At 53.1% G+C, this 17,408-nt stretch carries 14 protein-coding genes; 4 read left to right on the top strand and 10 right to left on the bottom strand.

From position 1 onward, the window contains the following. Positions 1-70: 70 nt before the first annotated feature. The gene (locus tag R5L00_RS05805) at positions 71-1,087 is read right to left on the bottom strand and encodes a glycosyltransferase family 9 protein (RefSeq protein WP_107693640.1); all 1,017 of its coding nucleotides are present in this window, start codon (positions 1,085-1,087) and stop codon (positions 71-73) included. A 129-nt stretch (positions 1,088-1,216) separates the two neighbouring features. On the opposite strand from R5L00_RS05805, the gene R5L00_RS05800 reads away from it, so the two are divergent. Further along, entirely contained in the window at positions 1,217-1,675 is a 459-nt protein-coding gene (locus R5L00_RS05800) for a YbhB/YbcL family Raf kinase inhibitor-like protein (RefSeq protein WP_107693877.1), read from the top strand. A 66-nt stretch (positions 1,676-1,741) separates the two neighbouring features. On the opposite strand, the gene R5L00_RS05795 is transcribed toward R5L00_RS05800, so the two are convergent. The 9 genes from R5L00_RS05795 to R5L00_RS05755 all read right to left on the bottom strand — a co-directional run bounded on the left by R5L00_RS05795 (position 1,742) and on the right by R5L00_RS05755 (position 12,468). Further along, the gene (locus R5L00_RS05795) at positions 1,742-2,500 is read right to left on the bottom strand and encodes an inositol monophosphatase family protein (protein WP_317653730.1); all 759 of its coding nucleotides are present in this window, start codon (positions 2,498-2,500) and stop codon (positions 1,742-1,744) included. 91 nt (positions 2,501-2,591) lie between these two features. Beyond that, the gene (locus tag R5L00_RS05790; protein WP_107693642.1) at positions 2,592-3,398 is read right to left on the bottom strand and encodes a glycosyltransferase family 2 protein; all 807 of its coding nucleotides are present in this window, start codon (positions 3,396-3,398) and stop codon (positions 2,592-2,594) included. After that, positions 3,383-4,468, bottom strand: coding sequence for a glycosyltransferase family 9 protein (locus R5L00_RS05785; RefSeq protein WP_317653729.1), 1,086 nt, complete (start codon positions 4,466-4,468; stop codon positions 3,383-3,385). The genes R5L00_RS05790 and R5L00_RS05785 overlap by 16 nt, the downstream gene beginning before the upstream one ends. A 14-nt stretch (positions 4,469-4,482) precedes the next feature. Further along, on the bottom strand, positions 4,483-5,958 hold the full coding sequence (rfaE2, locus tag R5L00_RS05780; protein WP_317653728.1) for a D-glycero-beta-D-manno-heptose 1-phosphate adenylyltransferase: 1,476 nt from the start codon (positions 5,956-5,958) through the stop codon (positions 4,483-4,485). Positions 5,959-6,100: 142 nt separating this feature from the next. Beyond that, on the bottom strand, positions 6,101-6,727 hold the full coding sequence (locus R5L00_RS05775) for an HAD family hydrolase (protein ID WP_317653727.1): 627 nt from the start codon (positions 6,725-6,727) through the stop codon (positions 6,101-6,103). Further along, positions 6,718-7,449, bottom strand: a complete 732-nt coding sequence (locus R5L00_RS05770) for an SDR family oxidoreductase (protein WP_317653726.1) — start codon at positions 7,447-7,449, stop codon at positions 6,718-6,720. The genes R5L00_RS05775 and R5L00_RS05770 overlap by 10 nt, the downstream gene beginning before the upstream one ends. After that, positions 7,442-9,382, bottom strand: a complete 1,941-nt coding sequence (locus R5L00_RS05765; RefSeq protein ID WP_317653725.1) for a glycosyltransferase — start codon at positions 9,380-9,382, stop codon at positions 7,442-7,444. Before R5L00_RS05765 ends, R5L00_RS05770 begins: the two co-directional genes overlap by 8 nt. A 658-nt stretch (positions 9,383-10,040) precedes the next feature. Next, on the bottom strand, positions 10,041-11,078 hold the full coding sequence (gene pyrC / locus R5L00_RS05760) for a dihydroorotase (RefSeq protein ID WP_317653724.1): 1,038 nt from the start codon (positions 11,076-11,078) through the stop codon (positions 10,041-10,043). 211 nt (positions 11,079-11,289) lie between these two features. Further along, complete coding sequence (locus R5L00_RS05755) at positions 11,290-12,468, bottom strand: NAD(P)/FAD-dependent oxidoreductase (RefSeq protein WP_317653723.1); 1,179 nt, start codon at positions 12,466-12,468, stop codon at positions 11,290-11,292. Positions 12,469-12,813: 345 nt separating this feature from the next. On the opposite strand from R5L00_RS05755, the gene R5L00_RS05750 reads away from it, so the two are divergent. The 3 genes from R5L00_RS05750 (at position 12,814) to aceE (ending at position 17,248) form a co-directional block, all read left to right on the top strand. Beyond that, positions 12,814-13,470: a hypothetical protein gene (locus R5L00_RS05750; protein ID WP_107693650.1), complete on the top strand. Its 657-nt coding sequence runs from the start codon at positions 12,814-12,816 to the stop codon at positions 13,468-13,470. Between the two features lie 196 nt (positions 13,471-13,666). Next, on the top strand, positions 13,667-14,524 hold the full coding sequence (folD, locus tag R5L00_RS05745) for a bifunctional methylenetetrahydrofolate dehydrogenase/methenyltetrahydrofolate cyclohydrolase FolD (RefSeq protein WP_317653722.1): 858 nt from the start codon (positions 13,667-13,669) through the stop codon (positions 14,522-14,524). Positions 14,525-14,578: 54 nt separating this feature from the next. Continuing rightward, positions 14,579-17,248 (top strand): pyruvate dehydrogenase (acetyl-transferring), homodimeric type, encoded by a 2,670-nt coding sequence (gene aceE, locus R5L00_RS05740; protein ID WP_107693652.1) that lies wholly within the window; start codon positions 14,579-14,581, stop codon positions 17,246-17,248. Positions 17,249-17,408 lie beyond the last annotated feature (160 nt).

The raw sequence follows: 17,408 nt of genomic DNA, 5'->3' as shown, positions 1-17,408 counted from the left end.
AAATTCAAACGGGGCCTGGGTAAGGTAATACAGATAATTACCATGAATATGCCAGGTAAGAACCCGTAATTTAGTTTGTATTATGAGTCTCTCCTCTCTGGTTCAGTAATGCTTTAGTGGCAAGGATAGCTGCTTCAGGCGTCCTGACGGCGCTTCCCGCTATAACGCGATGTCGAACTTGTTGGAGTGGTGCCCAAATCAACGGGTCGGTAGTTGTAAAGACGGTCACGCTTGGCGCGCCAACTGATACCGCTAAATGTGCAACCCCGGTGTCATTTGCGACAACTGCCCGGCTACCTTTTATAAGAGCCGCGAGTGTTCCGATATCAGTTTTACCCGCCAGATCAATCCCCGCGCCTGTCATTTTTTGCATTACCGCTTGCGTCAGCGGTTTTTCCTGCCTTGTGCCGGTCAAAACAACTTGCAAGCCTTGCTCTATACAACTGTCTGCAACCGCGGCAAAATGTTCTACAGGCCATGGCTTTGCAGAAATGGCTCCAGCATGTACACAGGCATACGGCCCGAGGCTAACGGATGAATATTCTTCCAACGCCAGTAATTTTTCATAGTCCGTGTCGAATAATGGAAAGTCCATGGCTTTATCATCATGAGGGATGCCTAGAAACTCAAGCAAATCGAGGCTTTTCAGCAACTCAGGCTGCTCCGCTGGATATGACAGAAAGAAATTCTGGTTAGGCCGGTATGCTTCCTTACTCGCGAATCCCGCCACTACCCTCCCGCCGAAAAGGGACACGAGAAGGTTCGATACGTTGCCTTTTCCGTGCATTTGCAAAACCAGGTCGTATTTTCGCTGTTGCATGCCGGATAGAAAGGCAGGGACGTCCTCGGCCCGGAATCGGTTTTCCGGCAGGCCGGGAAAACCCGGAAATTCGATAAAATTGTCAATGTAATGAGCGTAGCGCTTTACAAGCTCTCTATTCCAGGGGAGGCCGACATAATCGATCACCGCCTGCGGGAACGCTCTCCGGATAGCTTTCAAGGCGGGCGTAAACAACAGGAAGTCACCCAGCTTCAGCGCGCGGAAGATCGCGATTTTTTTTATGGGGAACCCGGTCACCTGAGCCATAGTGTTCTTCGTGATTCCCGTTTACGGTTTCGCTTGGCCGTCCGGTAATCCATGCGAGGCGGAATCCATTCTGACGAAAACTGTGCCTTCAACCATATATCGGCCATTCCATTAGGAAAGGAGTTTTTCATGTTTATTACCAGTCCTGCATTTCCAGCTCATGCCCATGTCCCCACTGCCTACACCTGCAACGGAGAAAATATAAGTCCCCCTCTCGAGTTCGGCGATATTCCGCCACGAACCAAAAGCCTCGTTCTTCTTGTGGAAGACCGCGACGCCGCCCCGAATCCTTGGATCCACTGGCTTGTTTTTAATATTCCCCCGACAACAACGTCCGTTCCTCCCGGTCATATCCCTGAGGGTGGCACCGAGGGTATTGCCAATGGCGGAACCCACGGGTATGAGGGTCCTTGCTCCAAGTATTTCAGTGGCGTCCACCATTACTACTTTCAGATATTTGCTCTCGATACTTTGCTTGACCTGACCGCAAAAGCGGATAAAAAACAGGTAGTAGCAACTATGCAGGATTATATTGTGGGGTCCGCGACGCTCCTCGGTCTTTGCGAAGGAACAAAAGCTGAATCATAAACTCCCGTTTCAGGAGGGTATACCCAAAGCTGGGCGCGCAGTTTCCCGTATCAATAGAACATCGGCTCACGCCTGCCTGAAGCAAGGAAGATAGGCCTCGACCATTTGGGTCGAGCCGGCTATAACGCCTTCTGAATCCATTGTCCAATCCCTACCTCCATAATCAACTACTTTTCCTCCTGATGCTCTAACCATACAGATACCCGCGACCATATCCGATAGCTTGGTGGAAGGACGGAAGAACAAATCGAGCCTTCCCACAGCTACCTCTGCCAGAGATAGAGCGGGTGCCCCAAAAATCTTCGCTGCGCGGGCTCGTTCCAACACTCGCGCAAGTTGCTGCAGTGTCTGCGGACGGGTTTCCATTCGCGAAGAAAAATCGAGGGCGACAATAGCTTTCGCTGGGTCGACTTGAGTGCGTGCTAATGCAGCCTCTCCGTTCACTCTTACTTGCTCACCTTCTTGGGCGCTGTATAAGGTTGCGTGTATTGGATCATAGATGACCCCGAGGACAGGTTTTCCGTCACGGAGCAGTCCAATCGAGACAGCAAGAAGCGGAGGATAGCCGCTCATATTTTCTGTTCCGTCAAGTGGATCAACAATCCAGTGGTCGCCGTGGTGGGAAATATCACCGCCGCCTTCCTCTCCATAAAACCCGCACGCATATATTTTCAAAAGCCCTTCTTTCAACAGCTGTTCAGACTCCTTGTCAGCATCGGTCGCTACCTGCCGCACAGATTTAAATACATTTGCGACTCCCCGCGAATAGTGGCGCTTAACGATCTCACCCGCGCTCACTGCTATTTTCTCTATTTTTTCAATCAATCTCGTCGTCTTCAGGGAATTGTCGTTAAACACGCCATGATTGCTCTCATCTTTTCGTGCCAGAAGGTATCAATAGAGCGTTCTCGCAGGTTTACAGAGCCAGCTCCCTTGGAATGTCAAAATTTCGGTTCGTCACGGTCGTCTGTACTTCTTGATGATAAGCTCCGGATGGGATAAGACCGCACCCCCCATAGCGTTTCATGACTCTCAGTTGGGCGAGCACATCTTCTCCAGCATGCTCTTCCGGTACGTCTCTCCAAAATTCAAATCCGCCGGTTGCGCGCAGTTTTACAGTGTCATACAGTACGCAGCCACCGACCCAGGCCACCTTGTATTTTTTTTGCATATCTGGAGTGAGTCGTAATTTTTCCTGAATATGGAGGATATTCGCTGCATTGTGCAGCGCGTAGCGCTGCCATCCTGAACCCCCGGGAGTGATGAATTCCGGTTCAACCGGTCCCTCCCATAACTCGATTGCCTCTTCCTGCGGCCGATAGTCCTCATTGAATGACATTCCGATCAGCGCTTGTCCCACAAATCCAATCTGTTCTTCCCCGAGGGCCTGTGACATATTGCCGACGACAAAAGGCTCCAGCAAAACGTCATCATCGAGATAGAGGCAGTACGGGGACTCGGCAGAGTCCAGCAAAAATTGACGTTGCTGAGCCATGCCGCGCCTCGGGGAGTTGGATAATTGACGCACCGGGTGCCCTTTTTTTTCCAGTAACCTGATTGCTGTTTGGACGGAAGAATCGTGATAAACGAGTGCGCTATCGCTCTGGTCGGAAATGACGACGGTAAAATCGCGGAACTGCTGAAAACAAAGTCCGGTGAGGGTGACCGCAAGAGCACCGGGCCGGTTATAAGAGGGAATCAGCACAGTTATTCGCTCTCGCATAACTCATCCCTTACCAGTTCATTAACCGCTGTCGTAATCGCCTGAGGCGAAGCCCGAGGTGCGGATACTTCCGGGAAAGACTGAAGCAGCCGGTTCTTCGTCCGCAGTTCCGGGCGTACTTCGAAATAGAGCACGCGGTTCACTACCTTCCACGGCGTGTGCTGAGGGTTGGTTTTTGCATATAGCACCACGACGGGCGTTCCGACGGCGGCAGCAATATGGACGGGGCCGGTATTATTCGAAATTAAAACCGGCGCAGCCGCGATCAACGCGATAAGTTCTGCAACTGATAATTCGCCCGCCAGGTTAACTGCGCCGTCGCCGAGCCGATGGGCAATTTCGCCAACATAACTTCGCTCGCTGCTGCTACCCGTAAGGACAACCTTGTGACCTTGTTCCATGAGCGAGCGGCACGCGGTTATATACTCATCCGCAGGATAGCGGCGCTTTTCTTCACTTACCCCGGCGTGAAGCACGAGCCATTGCTTATCCGTACGGATCCCAAGTGCAACTAACTTGGCCTGAATTGTTTGCCGGCTTTCTTCCGAAACCTGGAGCGACAGTGCTGTATCCGACGTCGCTCCTCCTACCGTTTCGACCAGCTCGAGCTGTCGTCGAACCTCATGAACAATGTAATCCAGCGGCTCCTTATCAGGTAACCAGTGGCTGATGAGCTGATACGGATTCTCGCGGCAGTAACCGAGCACGGCTTTGATACCTGCCTGATAGCACAGCATGGCCGCAGGCAATGGATTCTGGCTATATGACGTAAAAATCGCGGCTGCGTCAAACCGCCTGCTTCTCAACTTATCGGCGAGCGCCAGCAATTGTTGCTCCCCATTGATTTCGTCCGTTTTAACCCACGGGACATCAAACGAGATAATTGCGTCCACCTCCCGTATAAAGGGAGCGACGGTTGCCCCTGCGCTGGATGTCAGCAGGGTTATTTGCCTGCCCAAAGCAGATTGTTTCAACGCCCGAATTGCGGGCTGGCTCATCAGCACATCGCCCATATTATCAAGACGCACACATAGTATGTTCTTGTAATTCCCCCAGGCATCAGAGAACATGGTTCGCTTTCTGACTATGCGGTTTGCGTATCAAGACTTTTAATTTTCAAAATGATGTTCGTTGTCGACCGATCTTGGACAAAAGGCATGATTTCGATTTTTCCACCATAGCCCAGTACCACGGGCGCTTCGGGCAGGTTGTCGACAGTGTAATCGCCGCCTTTTACATACAGATCAGGCTGAATAACCTCGAGCAGGCTTATAGGCGTGTCTTCCTCGAAAGACGTCATGAATGTCACTGACTCCAGCCCGGATAGGATGCGGATACGTTCACTTAAATTATTGATGGGCCGGTTGTTTCCTTTCAGACGTTTGATACTTGCGTCGGAGTTCAGACCTAATACCAGGGCATCGCCTAGCGTCCGAGCCTGGTCGAGGTAGGTAACATGCCCACTGTGGAGCAGATCGAAACACCCATTGGTAAATACGATGCGCCGGGCCTCTTTTCTCAGATGATCGATGCGGTTTTTTAATTCTTGCCAGTCATCAGTATATTTACTGCCATTCCCCAGGTAATGACTCAACTCGCTCTTCGTACAGGTAGCAGTGCCGGATTTTTGTAGTATGACCACAGCAGCCGACTTGGCGATCTCGCCGGCAACTTCGATGGATGCACCGCTTGCCAACGCAAGGGTGAGAGCGCCCACATACGTATCACCGGCGCCGGCAGCCTTGGTGTTCTCCACCGGCTTTGAGAAGGTACGGTAGGGTTCTTTGCCGTGCTGAAACAGCAGCGCGCCCTCAATATCAAGCGTGGCCGCGACATACTTCGTTCCTGTTTTTTTCAAAAGCCGCTGGCCATGGCGTCTGATTTGCTCAGACCGCTTGCCGCTTGCGGCTGGTTCGGTGATTGCAAGGAGTCTCACAAGTTCCTGGTAATTGGGTTTTGCAACCGTGGCCCGCAGGTGGCTATATTTATCAAGGGACTTTGCATCAATTACTAAAATACTTTCCTTTTTGTGTTGCAAAGCGCCAAGGGCGCCAATGACCTTATCGGTCAAGATGCCATAGCCATAGTCCGACACAACGACGGCATCAACCCGGTGAAAGTTGTTTTTCAGATTGCCGATGACCTGCCGCTCGTAGTCAGCGTGTATTGCTTCGGTCGTGCCCGAGTCGAAACGCACGAGCAGTTGATTACCCGCAGTTACCCGTTGTTTAGTAATTGTCCGGCGCACCGGATCGCTTAAAACGAGCGAAGTATCGAGACCATGGCCAGCGAGCGCATCTTTTAGCAGTTTGGCCTCGTGATCGCTCCCCACAACGGATATATAGTGAACTTTGGCACCTAACTGCGCCAGATTTGCGGCGGTATTCGCGGCTCCTCCCGGCACTGTTTTGACGTCTCTGATATCGACTATTGGAACGGGCGCCTCTCTGCAAATCCGGTCGGCGGAGCCATCCATATAAACATCAAGCATGGCATCTCCAATCACCAGTACACTTAAATTACTGAAGTGATTGATAGTGGCAAGGTAATCGCCATTCATACTGTCTCCTTTTGCCTGAGCCTCGTTAACACCAGAAACCAGGAATCCCCGATCAGCTGAATCTGATAAATAGCCAATTCAACCGCACCGTTGATGGCAAGATGCGCGCACCATTGCGCCTAAGATGCGCCCCACTTCGCGGTTATGTTGTTGAGGTAGGACATGCCTCTTCGTTTTTTGGCGGATGTATCCGATTAGCGACATCACTCTTGACGAAGCCCGTCGCAGGTCCGCAAATAACCTGCGCTGCTTCCGTCCACGCTTCGACCGAGTATTCAGGTTGCCTGTAGGCACCCTTCACCCATTCGGTTTCGTTGCCGTCATCGAAATGAACAGTACGGCAGCCGGCACGATTACCGGCTTCGATGTCATGCAGGATGTCCCCAATCATCCATGAAATCCGGGGCTCGATGGAATGGTCCTTCGTTGCTCTCAAAATCATTCCCGGCATTGGCTTACGGCATCCGCAACCGTCGCTCAGCTCGTGAGGACAGTAATAAAATGCATCCAATTTCACGCCGTATGCCGCAAGCAAGGTCTGAATTTGCACGTTAACAGGCAGCAGATCATTTTCTTTGAACAAGTGTCGGGCAATCCCTGGCTGATTGGAGATGACGATCAGCTTATATCCCTCGTTTTTCAAGTGGCGAAGCGCTACGCCGGCTCCCGGCATAAGCTGGATATGCCGGGGATCAACGTTGTACGGCACGTCGCGAATAAGCGTTCCATCTTTGTCTATGAATACGGCGCCGCCGACTTCTACGGCCATGAAGTTTCCCTCATCGGGAGCACCATGACCTCGGGGATCACCGTTTCATCTGGCTGCGTCAGCACAAAGTGTACGGTTTCGGCCACATGCTTGGGATCTTGGAGAACATTTGGATCAGTCTCGGGGAATCTCTCCAGGATAAAGGGTGTACGCATGCCGCCAGCAACCACGGAGGTCACTTTTATATTGTCCCGTCGGGCTTCGGCATGCAGAGAGTGGCCAAACCCGAGCAGACCCCACTTGCTTGCATGATAGGCAGTTGCTTCGGTCCAGGCTCGCTTGGCTGCCGTAGAGGTAATATTGACAATGTGGCCCTTACCTCGACGCTTCAAGAATGGATAGACGGCTTTCGACAGGAGAAAAGGTCCTCGTAGATTGACGTCGAGCACGCGGTCCCAATCAGCAATCGTTAAATCTTCAATAGAAAGCGTCGTATCTGTGCCCGCATTATTGATCAAGATATCGATTTGCCCGTGTTCCACCGAGATGCTATCGACTGTTTGCTGAACGTGATGCTCGTTACTGACATCCAGCACATAGGCATAAGCACTGCCACCTGCTTCCCTGATCGCCCGGGCTACGTTTTTAACCTGCTCTTCCTTGATATCACAGCCACAGACAACTGCGCCCGCTGCGCCGAGCGTGAGTGCAATCGCCTCGCCCAGCCCCTGACCCGCGCCGGTGACAATAACCACTTTATCCGCAACGCTCTGTCTATTCATGCGACATTTTCCCCTTGTTGACGGACTTCACAGATGGGCGAGTCAGCTGGAATTGCATCATTGAACAATCTTCCGGTACTTTGACGATATTCAGTTCATCCGCCATGATTTGCTGTTCTATCAGGTGGCTCAGAACATGGACGACGTGGAGCTGAACTTCCTGAATACGCGACGTTTCGTTTGACGGGACGATAATGTTCACATCGGTCAATTCCGCAGCGGGGCCGCCGTCTTTGCCGAGCAGGCCGATACAGAACATTTCTCGCGTTCGAGCCGCCCGGATTGCGTTGACGAGATTGGGTGACCGGCCGCTCGAACTAATTACCACCAAAACATCGCCTGGCCGGCCATGCGCCTCGATCTGCCGGGCGAACACCTCATCAAAGCTGAAATCGTTTGCCCACGCCGTTACAAATGTCGTATCCGCCGTAAGCGCCATTACGGGCAAGCCACGCCGGCCGTTAGCCTCAAACCTGCCGACGAGTTCTGATGCAAAGTGTTGAGCTTCAGCGGCGCTACCCCCATTACCGCAAACGAGCATCTTTCCCCCGCGCGCAAGCGAGCGGTAAATAGCCTGAGCCGAGTCGAGGGTGGCCAGACGTATTTTTCGCCTGGATTTTTTTATGGTTTCAATTAATGACTCGAACGAATCGTCAATGTATGAAAGGGGATCATCCTCGCCGTCCGTCCGTAACGGACTGAGGGTCGCAATTCGCTCGTACATGTTGGCGGTCAGGTGCGTTGCCTTCATCCAGGTGAGGTTCTCGTTCACATGACGAATCGCGTTTTCCTTGAAGTAAGTCATTAGCGTATTGCTGCTCAACAACTCAATGATGCGCTGGGCGAGCACCGCAGGGTTGTTGGGGGGAACCAGAAAGCCGGTCTTGCCATCGATGACGGTTGATTTAATACCGCCAACATTCGACCCGAGCACTGGGGTCCCGCAGGCCATGGATTCAAGCGGCGTGATACCGAATGGCTCATACCATGGCGTAGTTGCGAATACATCCGCGGCACTATAATAATAATGCAGCATGTTGCGCGAACGGCGGCCGACAAAGGTTACGACGTCGCCTACGCCCTCCCCATCGGCGAGTTTTTGCAGGCGTCCGATTTCAGGGGTAATTTCAGGATCGGGTTCCTCCGATTCGCCGCCTACAACCAGCAAGCGTGCCTTGAAGCTATGCTCCCGCCGCATATGGGCAAGAGCCTTTATGACGTTATCGATTCCTTTGCGTGGAACCAGGCGACCGAGTTGGAGGATGATCTTTTCCTTTGGGTCAAGGTTTAACGCCATGCGCGCGAACAGCTTATCAACCGGGTAAATCTCATCCGATCGGAAGCCGTTAGGAATAATCGTTATTTTGTGGGGGTCAGCCTGATAAAGATTAACCAGGTCGTCGCGATCCTGAGGACATAGCGCCACGATTTGGTCGGCCTCCGCTAATACCCGTTCTTCGATCGCAAAACCTTCATCCGGGAACCAGTCATTCTTCCCTTGATGGAGGCGACGTACCTTCGCCAGTGCGTGCAACGTGACGATGAAGGGAATGCCTATTTTCTGCTTTATATCAGCCGCCACCTGGGCAGACATGAAGAAGTGGGCATGTATAAGTTTGTAGGGGTTATTTTCCGCTTCAATAAAGCTCAGCATGTTTCGGGTGAAGGCTGGCATATGCGGGAGCAGCTTCTCTTTCGGAAGAGACGTCAGTGGACCGGCCTCCACGTGAACGATTCGTACCCCGCTCCGCCAGTTGACCATCTTTGGCACCCTCTGGTCGTCCCAGCGAGTGAAAACGTCTATTTTGTAACCTATGGCCGCCAGATGTTGGGCTAATTCAGCGACCGCAATGTTCTGCCCGCCAGTGTCGACCCCCCCGATGGCAGCTAGTGGTGAGGCATGCTCACTTATAAGCGCTATTCTCTTCTTCATATTTTTTCCGGCTATGGTGAGGCCGGCCTTGTTTGTACTTGCGAGATATAGAAGTCGCTAGAACCCCGGTTGACACCTTCAGTTGGGCCCGAGGCCGTCGTCCCTTTAGGCATCGTCTCAGGTAACTTTCCGAGATATGAAAAAATGTTCGTTCTCATCCTTAAGTAAAAACAAATTAATTCAGACGTTCCTGTCCAGTCTGTTCGCCGGCGCACCAAGTCTTCAGGTTGGTTTGGACGCGGCGGTGTTGATAATCAACTGGACACAACGCAGCGTCTCAACTGCGGTCTTGCCCGCTATGGAGGTTAAAAGTGAGTTTTTGGGTGCCGGGGCAAGGCCTTATCGGCCTTTATTGTTTTGCTGAGCTAACCGAGCGGGTGCACAAAAACTGGATGCTTCCGGGAAGGGGATGATTGCAGGTCAGCACCGCATTCTGGTGATGTAAAACGTTGCGATTGAAGGTGAGGTGCTACCCGGCCGCGACAGTGTGCGGGCGTCGGGCTGTGGATTCGAATCTTACGGCGTTCGAGCACCGATGACCTGCGGGTTCGATAAGAAGTCGTTCTGGAGAAGACCGCCTGACATGTCCGTTTTTTATTGCACGGCGGAGCGGTGGTTCCCGGGTATACAGGAGGGCAATGCAACGGCTAGATACATTTCATCCGTCAAGCAGTTTCCACGTTACGCTGTTCCCCGCCCGGAGCGGGATTAACGCATCTCCCCCAAATTCCAAATGCGTGGGAACGTTCCATTTTTCTTTTTTTAAGCTGATGCTGCCCTCATTACGCGGCAGTCCGTAGAAGGCGGCGCCATGAAAGCTGGCAAAAGCCTCCAGCTGGTTAAGCGAGCCCGCTTGTTCGAAAACCTCCGCATAGAGTTCTATCGCCGCATGAGCGGAGTAGATGCCTGCACAGCCGCAACCAGTTTCCTTCGCCGATCTTGGATGGGGAGCGCTATCGGTGCCCAGAAAAAATTTCGGGTTGCCGCTCGTGGCGGCTTCAACCAGTTTTTCGCGATGGGTTTCACGCTTGAGTACCGGGAGGCAATAATGGTGAGGATTAATGCCATTCTGAAACAGGGCATTGCGATTCAGCAGCAGGTGATGAACGGTAATGGTCGCGGCGACATTAACCGATGCCCCTCTCACAAACTCTACCGCTTCCCCGGTAGTGATATGCTCGAACACAATTCGGAGATTTGGAAACCGTCTCGTAATGGGGATCAGCACCCGGTCCAGGAAAATTTTTTCCTTGTCGAACACGTCCACTTCAGGGTCCGTAACTTCGCCGTGTACCAGTAGCGGCATGCCGGTCTCTTCCATTGTTGCAAGGGTCCGGTAGCACTTGGCAATGTCGGTCACTCCCGCGTCCGAGTTGGTGGTTGAGCCAGCGGGATAGAATTTCAGACCATGTATTGCACCGCTTTTACGGGCATGAATGATTTCCGATGGCGGCGTGTTATCGGTAAGATAGAGCGTCATCAGAGGCGTGAAATGCAGGCCCTGGGGCAGCGCGTCGAGGATACGCGCGCGATAGGCAACCGCCATCTCCGTTGTCACCAACGGCGGTTTGAGGTTGGGCATGACAATAGCGCGGGCAAAGCGCCGGGCGGAGTCCGGCAGCACGGCGCGAAGTTGCGGCCCGTCCCGCAAGTGAAGATGAAAGTCGTCCGGGCGAGTGATCGTTAGTGTGGTCAAATGTGGCCCTGGCAGATGTAACCGAATACCCAATCCAAACAAAACTAAGCACTGTCGGGGGATTACGTGTTGCTCTGGCTGAATGTTTCGCAGGTACGTCGCAGTGAAACATCATCCGATATCCAACGGGACCGGATCGGACGGGGGAAGTATTCTTTCGTGCGAAGCTTGTCAGAGCGACGTCTACCCTATTTTGACGCCCCCTTTTCCGCTAATCCGAAATGCGGCCTATAAGGGTGTCGCTGGTATGAACAGCTTTTTCAGCTATTAGCTCAGTGGCGGCGGCGACCTGTCCCCAGGTATTCCAGAGCAGCACACCGCGAACGCGCCCTTCACGTAGGTAATAGATCACACCTTTGCGAAACGGCTCCTTCCAGTCTTCAACAACATCCAAGCTGGAATCGAGTTCTCCCACGGCTTCGTAGCCTAAATCGAACAGGTCGGAATAAAAGAAAGGTAGATGAAGGTAAGCGTTTGATTCTCCGGCCATGTTCCGTCCGGCCATCTCGCCCATCGTATTAGCATTGTCCTCATGTTCAACACGCATGGGTTTATCCAGGAAGGCATTGTAGAAATTCGCCACATCGCCCGCTGCGTAGATGTCCTGATCGCTGGTGCGCAGAAGTGCATCCACAACTACGCCATTATCAACCTTAAGGCCAGCCTCTGCCGCCAACTCGATATTGGGTTGTATCCCCAGGCCGGCCACAATCCCGTCGCCGGATAATTCCGTCCCGTTGCCGGTAGTAACGATCGTTTTGTTGCCTTCGGTCCGCACGGATTTTACCGTTTCTGTCGTATGCAGCGTGATACCTTTTTCCCGATAATAGGAATTGAGGAACTCAACCAGAGGTGCCGGGTAAACCCGTGAGCCTAGTCCATTTTCCGGGAACACCATCGTGACCCGTTTATTGTTCATTGCAAGCGCAGCCGCAATCTCGGAACCGATGAAACCGCCGCCAATAACAATGAAATCGAGGCCGCGTTCGCTCAGTTCCCGCAACTTCCGATAGTCATCCGCCGTCCTGAAATAAATGATGTTGCTGTTGAAATCGGGAAAGCGCCGGGGACGCCCACCTGTAGCGAGCAAGAGCTTCTCATACGTGTAAGTATTTCCGACGTCATCGGTTGCCATCTTTTTTTTTGCGTCGAGAGCGACTATTTTCTTGCCGAGGTGGATGGCGACGTTGAGACCGTGCTCGTTACGCCAGATAGACTCATACGGACTGCCTTTCCATAGCGCCTTGGTCAGCGGAGGCCGATCATAAGGCGGGTGCCGTTCCTCGCAGATCATCGCGATAGCCCCATTCTGGTCAATTTTACGAATGCCGTGAACAGCAGAATCCGCCGCCATCCCACCACCAACGATGAGGTATTTGTGATGTTTCATGATTCTTCCTTTTTAAACGCACCGGAGAGCGAGGTCGGAATGTGCCAATGATAACATTCGGGAAACGTTAAATATCTGTTCTAAGGGTTGTTTTGCCAGCTGAGGAACTCTGAACGGGGGTATCCCATCCAACGCCAGTAGCTCTAGTGGAATCTGTCTCATTTTATGAGATTTCCTTTGAGACAATTCGGCACAGACACGAGGATAGCTGGCGGCGGTGTATAGCGGCGCTGCCCGCACAGATGCAAAACAGGCGCCTCTCTTTATTCACAAAGCTTGTGCCAGTATATAATGGGTTCCTCTACTAATTCAAAATTAAGACTGGGCACGGCCCGAAAGTAAGAGATGAATGAAGCGAAAACCGAAACGGGAGCGCTGCCGATAGACATTTGTGTGCAGCATGCACGCGAGATACTCGCTTCCCAGCTTCCGCAAATAAAGGACAAGGGCTACGACTTCGCGCCGCCCTTCAGGCAAATGACTATACAGTTGTATCTCGTGGGGGTGATGTGGAGATGCGGTGAAAGCCTCAAATTGCCGATTGATGCGCGCGATCACGCTTTTCAGGCGCTTGAGTCAATGCTGATCAGCGACGGCATGTCTAAAAAGGAAGCACAAAAACGGATTGCATTTTTGAGCAGCATGTCCAGAGTCGACGGGGGAGCGGACACGCTGGCCGTATCGGCGGGCTACGAGGCAACGCGGAATGACGCCAGCATGGTGTCGGTATTTGACGAGTACAGGCATGAAACCAAGGTTTCCGGCGCGTTGTGGCGCCTTTTCGAACGCGGCAAGAAGATAATGTTTATTGGTGGGGCAGCGGCAGCCGTCGTCACGATCTGGGCAGTCACGATTTTTCTTCCAAAAACCGAGGGAATCGACATACTTGCAGCCGGACTGCTGGCCGCCGCCCTGGTTGTCATTCCGACATTTCTAGTCGGGTTATTGATTTATAGATCGAAGATAAAGAAATCAGATCCGCCGGCCTCCTCGCCCTTGTGATCGCGGCAAACGCCTGTATGCCAAATTAACCCGGCCTCGGCGATTCGGAGCGCACGGATTCATCCTCTCTGGGCGCCTCCTTGGGCGAATCGATTGCACGTTGCGCAAGGGGTTAGCGGTGAGGGTGAAAGCGGCGAACGGACAACGTATAATTGTCTGTTTTTCCTCTCAAGGTTATTGACCCGCCTAAAAACTAATGAGTGCGAAAATCATGGATGGCAATATGCTTGCCAGAGAAATGCGGGCCGAATGGAAGGGCCGGGCTCAGCATCTGGCGGAAAGAGGCATGCAGCCGGGCCTGGCGGTAATCATTGTAGGTGATGACCCCGCTTCTCGCATATACGTGCGCAACAAGGCCAAGGCATGCGGCGAAACCGGAATATATTCAGAGATACATGAATTTCCCGACAGCGTGAGCCAGGATGATGTCATCCAGCGTATTCAGGAATTGAACGGGGACATCCGGATTCACGGCATTCTGGTGCAGTTGCCGCTCCCCCCCCACTTCGAAAGCGTCAAGGTATTTGCGTCCATTGCAGCGGAAAAGGATGTGGATGGGTTTCATCTTTCCAACGTGGGCGCGCTTGCGACCGGCAATGCCGTTTTCCCGCCATGCACGCCTCATGGGGTGATGCATCTATTGAGGAGATACGGGATTCCAATCGAGGGGCAGCACGCGGTAGTGGTGGGCCGCAGCAATATAGTCGGCAAACCGATGGCGTTGATGCTCTTGCAAAAAGGCGCGACCGTCACCATCTGCACATCTAAAACGCGCGACCTCGCCGCACATACGCGCCGTGCCGATATCCTGGTGGTTGCGGCGGGAAAGCCGCGAATGATTACTGCCGACATGGTTAAGGTGGGCGCGACCGTGATCGACGTGGGCATCAACCGTCTCCCTGATGGCAGGCTCACGGGAGACGTAGACTTCGATTCTGTCAGCGAGAAAGCAGGGCACATTACCCCTGTTCCTGGCGGGGTAGGACCAATGACAATAACCATGTTACTGTGCAATACCATCGAGGCTGCGGAGCGTGCTCAAGCACGGAACTAGCTACAGCTTAACGGGTGAATCAGGCAAGTTCAAAAAATTTCGAGACCATGAAACATGGAACCCATACCCGACATAGACCCGTCTGAAACCCAGGAATGGCTGGATGCGCTGGAATCCGTGCTAACACACGAGGGGACAGAGCGGGCTCATTATCTGCTGGAAAGGCTGGTTGAAAAGGCCCGCCGTTCGGGTGCGTACCTTCCCTATAGTGCGACCACAGCCTATATCAATACGATTCCACCGGGCAAAGAAGAACGCTCGCCAGGCAATCACGCGCTTGAGCACCGGATACGGTCCTATGTCCGCTGGAATTCGATGGCGATGGTGCTGCGTGCAAACAAAAACTCCAATGTGGGGGGCCATATTGCCAGCTTTGCGTCTGCCGCGACACTGTATGACGTCGGCTATAATCACTTTTGGCACGCCACCTCGAAAGATCATGGAGGCGATCTCGTATTTGCCCAGGGGCATTCTTCACCCGGACTTTACGCCTACGCTTTCCTCCTGGGCGAACTGACGGAGGAACAACTCAATAATTTCCGCCAGGAGGTTGAGGGCAAAGGCTTGTCGTCTTATCCCCACCCGTGGCTGATGCCTGATTTTTGGCAATTTCCTACCGTATCGATGGGCCTGGGCCCGTTGATGGCAATTTACCAGGCGCGTTTCATGAAATATCTGGACAGCCGTGGTCTTGTCAAAACTCAGGGGCGCAAAGTATGGGCCTTCATGGGCGACGGGGAAATGGACGAACCGGAGTCTATGGGCGCGATCTCGCTGGCGTCCCGCGAAAATCTGGACAATCTGATTTTTGTCGTTAACTGCAACCTTCAGCGTCTTGACGGACCGGTACGCGGCAATGGAAAGATAATTCAGGAACTCGAAGCCGCTTTTCGCGGAGCGGGCTGGAACGTCATCAAGGTGATCTGGGGTTCATACTGGGATCCGTTACTGGCAAAGGATACCAAGGGATTGCTACAGCAACGCATGATGGAATGCGTGGATGGCGAATACCAGACTTTCAAGTCGAGAGACGGCGCCTATGTTCGGGAACACTTCTTCGGAAAATACCCGGAGCTGCTGGAGATGGTTGCCAACATGTCGGACGATGACATCTGGCGATTAAATCGTGGCGGTCATGATCCGCACAAGGTTTATGCTGCTTATTCGGCCGCTTCAAAACATACCGGGCAACCGACCGTTATTCTGGCCAAGACGATCAAGGGTTATGGCATGGGCGAGGCGGGAGAGGCCCAGAACATTACCCATCAGCAGAAGAAGATGGGGACCACTTCCCTTAAAGCCTTTCGCGATCGCTTCGGTCTCCCGATAGCGGACGATATCATCGACGACATGCCGTATTTGAAATTCGACAAGGATTCCCCTGAATTTGTGTACATGCACCAGCGGCGGCAGGCCCTGGGAGGATTCCTCCATCGGCGCCGACGCAAGGCTGAAGCGTTGCAAGTACCGCCGCTCTCAGCCTTCGAGACGCTGCTCAAGGCTAGTGGCGAGGGCCGCGAATCTTCCACCACCATGGCATTCGTGCGCATACTGAATGTCCTGGTAAAAGACAAGAATATCGGTAAACGGGTGGTGCCCATCGTTGCGGACGAATCGCGCACCTTTGGCATGGAAGGCATGTTCCGCCAGTTGGGGATCTGGTCTTCGACGGGACAACTTTATACGCCGCAGGATGCCGATCAACTCATGTATTACAAGGAGGACAAGAACGGGCAGATCCTGCAGGAGGGCATCAACGAGGCGGGAGCCATGTCCTCGTGGATGGCTGCCGCAACCGCTTACAGCACCCACGGTGTGCAAATGATACCGTTCTATATTTTTTACTCCATGTTCGGTTTTCAGCGGGTGGGGGACCTGGCGTGGGCAGCGGGGGATATGCGTTGCCGCGGGTTTTTGATGGGTGGAACTGCGGGACGTACGACGCTGAATGGTGAAGGATTGCAGCATGAGGACGGCCACAGTCATCTGATCGCCTCAACCATTCCCAACTGCATATCCTACGACCCCACGTTCGCATACGAAGTCGCTGTCATTATCCGAGAGGGCCTGCGTCGTATGTATGAGGTCCAGGAAGATATTTATTATTACATTACTGTCATGAATGAAAACTATCCCCATCCGGAAATGCCCGCAGGTGCGGAGGAGGGCATACTAAAAGGGATGTATCTGTTCCACGAGCGTAGCCCGGCGGGCAAGGCCGATGCCGGGCGGAGAGTTCAGTTGCTCGGTTCCGGTACGATTTTGCGCGAGGTGATCGCTGCAGCGGAAATTCTTGAGAAGGAATACGGCGTTACAGCCGATATCTGGAGCGTCACCAGCTTTAACGAATTGAGAAGAGAAGCATTGGATGTAGCTCGATGGAACCTGTTGCACCCGGCAGCACCGGCGAGGTTGTCCTATGTTGGCGCCTGCCTGAAAGACCGCGCCGGGCCGGTAGTCGCGGCTACCGACTATATGAAGGTTTTCGCCGACCAGATACGTGAGTTTGTGCCAGGGCGATATAAGGTCCTGGGTACAGATGGCTTCGGGCGTTCGGACACGCGGCAACGGTTGCGGCAGTTTTTTGAAGTCGATCGCTATTACGTTACCGTGGCGGCGCTTAAAGCCCTGGCGGAAGAAGGCAGTATTACGGCTGAGACGGTGGAACAGGCGATAGCCAAGTTTGGCATTGATCCAGATAAGCCCAACCCGGTGACGGTCTAAGAGATCGGCTGGGAACGCAAAATATGTTGGGCCGCTGCACCCCCCCGGTCTGGGTATTGGCTGAAGCGCTTGAGATGCATGCTCACTCCCGCGCAGGGTCGCCACGGTTTAGCGGGGATGAGGCGCCTGAGAGTAAAATAAGTGCGGTGATCTTCTGACC

Origin of the sequence: Nitrosospira sp. Is2 (assembly GCF_033095785.1) — a bacterium.
Lineage (GTDB): Bacteria > Pseudomonadota > Gammaproteobacteria > Burkholderiales > Nitrosomonadaceae > Nitrosospira.
Note: the sequence above shows the minus strand (reverse complement) of the source record. Positions and strands in the feature narration are given on the sequence as shown.